The organism is Pseudomonas sp. yb_9, assembly GCF_043103635.1.
GTDB classification, from domain to species: Bacteria; Pseudomonadota; Gammaproteobacteria; order Pseudomonadales; family Pseudomonadaceae; genus Aquipseudomonas; species Aquipseudomonas monteilii.
In genome coordinates this window covers 1-3,679 of sequence record NZ_JBICKA010000062.1, presented here as the reverse complement: position 1 = coordinate 3,679, position 3,679 = coordinate 1, and the positions used below count along the sequence as shown (strand labels likewise).

Here is a 3,679-nt window from a genome sequence, read left to right as displayed (position 1 = left end):
GCGCGGCGCACGGCGTGCCAATGCAAAGGGACGGAAATAATTGATCGACGTGAGCGGAAATTATTTCTGTTTCGACACAGTAGTGGCACTTTGTTATTTGCTTACGGCCTTGTTCGTACATGCTTGCTGAGGAACAATAAGTCCGCCTTGAACCCGCCGTGTTAATGGAATGCCTTGATATAAAAGGGAACTAATTCGTGACCGGCGGGTCATTGTTTCATCGCGTCAATGATAAATAGCCGGACAGTGGAAAGGTCATGGCTATTTGATATTGGTTTTATTTGTGTTCAATTGATCCATCTGGCAATCGGAGCGCCAGTCGATCATGGCATTGCGAATCGTCCCTGGTACTGGCCAGGCCTTCGCAGGATCTTCCCATGACAGCCGTTGTTTCTCTCCCTCTGGAACCCGAGCAATTCAAGCGCCTGCAGCATCTGGCGCAGATGACCCGTCGTGACCAGGCCTGGCACCTGCGCCAGGCGCTGAACCGCTACCTCGAACAGCAGACCGCGCCCGATCCGGTCGAGGAAGGCCTGGCCGATGTTCGTGCCGGCCGCCTGCTGGACCTCAGCGATATCGAAGCCAAGTGGAGACAGACCCCGACATGTTGAAGCTGACACGCAAGGCCAGTGCGGACCTCGACGATATCTACGAGCATTACAAGGAACGCCTCGGCGCCGAGCAGGCGCAGGCCATCGTGCATGATGTGGTGGCCGAAAGCCGCATCCTCGAGCACAAGCCGGCCGCCGCCAAGCCGTCTGCCGAGTCCTCCGGGATCGGGGAGCTGGCTCTCAAGCGCTGGCCGTTCCTGACCACCTTCCATGTCACTCCCGAGTCGGTGCAGATCCTGCGTTTTCTGCACCGCAGTGGCCAGCCGATCAACCAACCGCTGGAGCAGGAGCCCGAAGCGCGGGTGCATTCCGATGTGGATGTATCGGGCCTGCGCTGCTACGACCGGGCGGTTGATGGTCTGATCTACCGCGTGCCGCGCGGTATCAGCCGCGACGCACGTGGGGCCGGCTGGTCGGTGCGGGTGGTGCGCGACAAGCAGGTGGTGCTGCAGGCGCGTTTCGCTGACCAGGCCTTCGGCAGCACCCTGGGGGCGCTGGAAGCGGCGATCATCCATCTGACCCACAGCGGCTACGCCTGGCTGGAAGATGACGTGCTGACGCTGGATGAGCGCAGTGCGGTGCACTGGCGCAAGCGCAGCGGTGTGGGACTGTGCGCAGTGTCCTATGTCGCCTGCGACGGACCCGGGCGTGGCGAAACCTTCTTCGTCTCGACCTGGAAGCGGGTGGAAAGCGGACGTGGCCTGGAGAAATTCCGCGCCAAGCTGGTCGAGACCCTGGCCTGTTCGCATGCCCAGCAGCATGGCCCCGACAGCGTGCGCCGACGCCTCGACACCCAGGCTGGCAAGCTGATGGCCAGCGAGCGTTTCCAGGCCTTCCTGCGCGCCGGCAAGCGCAAGGCCGAGCGCATCCTGGTCGATACTTATCTGAACACGGCGCTCAAGTAAGCGTCAGGTCAGCCGATGCGGAGCCTGGCTCCATACGAAATGCTTTGGCGCGAAGGTCTGGCGGTTTGCAACGCCACATCGCGTGCCAGGGTGTTTCGTACAGAGAGCTCAGTCCCTCTGTCATTGAGTCCAGACCATGTTCAACAAGCGCCTCAAACAAGAGCTGCAAGCATTACGTGAAGAACTGTCTTCCTCGCAGCAAGTCAGGGAAAGTCTCGACAAGGAAATGATCCTCTTGTCCCTGGATCCCCAGGGGCGGATCACATCGGTCAACCGCAATTTCGAAGAGGAAATGGGCTACCGGGCCGCCGATCTGCTGGGGCGGCCATTGGAGGCGCTGATTCCCGAACACGTCAAGCCGCTGGATTTCTTCAAGCGGGTCAGTCACGCCATCACCCGCGGCGAGCACATGCACGGGGTGATACGCCTATTGCGCGGCAATGGCCGTGAAGCCTGGCTGCGTTCGATCCTGCAGCCGGTGCGCAATGCTGCCGGCAAGGTGCAAAGCATCTCGATCCATGCCAGCGACCTGACCCGCACCATCGAAAACTCCCGTGAACATGAAAACCTCATCCATGCGCTGCAGCGCTCCACGGCGGTCATCGAGTTCGACCTCGAGGGTGTGGTGCTCGATGCCAATGATCGCTTCCTGCAGGGCATGGGCTACAGCAAGAACCAACTGATCGGCAAGCACCACCAGATGTTCTGCGAACATGAAGAAGTGGCGTCGCCGCAGTACCAGGTGTTCTGGGACAAGCTGCGCCGTGGCGATCCGCTGGGCGATGGGTGCTAGGAAGGCCCCGCCGCCGCAGGCTGGATCAAGCACGCGGCACTTCGCCCAGTCAACATTGGCGGCCGTTACTTGGTCGATCAGACGTGCGGTCAAGACAGGCGGCGTGTAGAAAATGCCGTACTCCCCGCGATGTTCGGCTGGGAGCATACCGGTATAGGTAAGGCCGATCTGATAGGCGGCGGTCTCGGCATCGAATTTCGCGGCAGTGCGACCGATGGTTTCCGCGAGAGCGGCGGCGGCCTCTGTCAGCGGCTCGGTAGGGAACGGCTGGAGTGGTGAGCGTAGTTCTTGGGGAACGATGTCGACGCTGGTCAGGCCACGCCACCAAGCCTCGATCAGGCGAACGCCGAACGCACGCGCCAGGGCCAGCTGGTGATCCGCTGGAAAAGTGGTAGCCAGGGCGCGGGCCATGACTCTGGCGGAGGCCAGTACCTGGCTCGGGGATTCCGCAGCCGTTTGGCCTGCCTGCCGTGCCTGTTTTGCCTGTGCCGTGTGAGTCATATTTCCCCCTTTTTTCGCGGGCCGAGATTCTACAGGATTCGGCATCCCGCCGACCGCTTTTGCGCAATATTGCGTGATAAAGTGATACTCAACAATCGCAGGAGCGCCAGTTATGCAACCGAATTACCCTCAGTTCGAGCCAGGTCAGATGGTACGCAGCGTTTTCGGCGAGCGTTTGGTAGTCGCGTCCCAACTGGGCTGCCAAGTCTTTGTTGAGGGTAAAACCGACTGGTATCACCCAACAAAGCTGATCCCATACAGCACAAAGCCGTCTACTGAAGGACAGGCCAAGGCATAACCCGTGCCCCCGCTCTCACTATCAGCGAGATCCACTTGAAAATACTGTTCAAATATACAGCACAAGTGAGATTGCGCCATTTCTTTCTGGGCCTCATAGCGGGTCGCCGAACACTTGAGCGTGTCGCCAGCAACGACACGTCTACTGCAACGTTTTCTTGAAATCGGGTTTTAGCGACCTGTGCAGTGATTGTCCGGCAGGTAATGGATCAGCCGGCTTTACGATTTGAGTAGCGAAACTCACGCGGCCCCCTCGTCATCTGTTGTGCATTCATTGCACGCGCTCGATCGCTCAACCCGTAGCGTCGTCATTTGCCGATCATCTATTGTCACGGCGTGCACCTGACAAATGCCCACTGACATTCAGTCGTCATCTGCCGTCGATCTGCCGTCGATCTGCCGTCGATCTGCCGTCGATCTGCCGTCGATCTGCCGTCGATCTGCCGTCGCCAGCACGACTCATGGGATAGTCCAGCGCAACACCTAGGGGAAGGTCTGAAGTAGCCCTGTATTTCCGGTCGACTTCAGCCCTCGCTGCTTTTGAAAGCGGGCCGTCGATCAAATTCGACCAG

At 59.5% G+C, this 3,679-nt stretch carries 3 protein-coding genes and 1 pseudogene; 3 read left to right on the top strand and 1 reads right to left on the bottom strand.

The features are described 5' to 3' along the window. The first annotated feature begins 377 nt into the window (after positions 1-377). The 3 genes and pseudogenes from ACF8MI_RS17960 to ACF8MI_RS17950 all read left to right on the top strand — a co-directional run. Positions 378-611 (top strand): CopG family ribbon-helix-helix protein, encoded by a 234-nt coding sequence (locus ACF8MI_RS17960; RefSeq protein ID WP_104833238.1) that lies wholly within the window; start codon positions 378-380, stop codon positions 609-611. After that, positions 605-1,516, top strand: a complete 912-nt coding sequence (locus ACF8MI_RS17955) for a type II toxin-antitoxin system RelE/ParE family toxin (protein WP_104833237.1) — start codon at positions 605-607, stop codon at positions 1,514-1,516. The genes ACF8MI_RS17960 and ACF8MI_RS17955 overlap by 7 nt, the downstream gene beginning before the upstream one ends. A gap of 136 nt (positions 1,517-1,652) precedes the next feature. Continuing rightward, positions 1,653-2,288, top strand: a pseudogene (locus tag ACF8MI_RS17950) (PAS domain-containing protein); the annotation flags it as partial. 1,189 nt (positions 2,289-3,477) lie between these two features. Here the strand turns inward: ACF8MI_RS17950 and ACF8MI_RS17945 are convergent. Continuing rightward, on the bottom strand, positions 3,478-3,679 hold a 202-nt coding region (locus ACF8MI_RS17945; RefSeq protein WP_392517641.1), incomplete at its 5' end, for a hypothetical protein.

Coding starts and splice junctions, on each gene's coding strand:
- ACF8MI_RS17960 (WP_104833238.1), top strand. CDS start 378: ATGACAGCCGTTGTTTCTCTCCCTCTGGAACCCGAGCAATTCAAGCGC.
- ACF8MI_RS17955 (WP_104833237.1), top strand. CDS start 605: ATGTTGAAGCTGACACGCAAGGCCAGTGCGGACCTCGACGATATCTAC.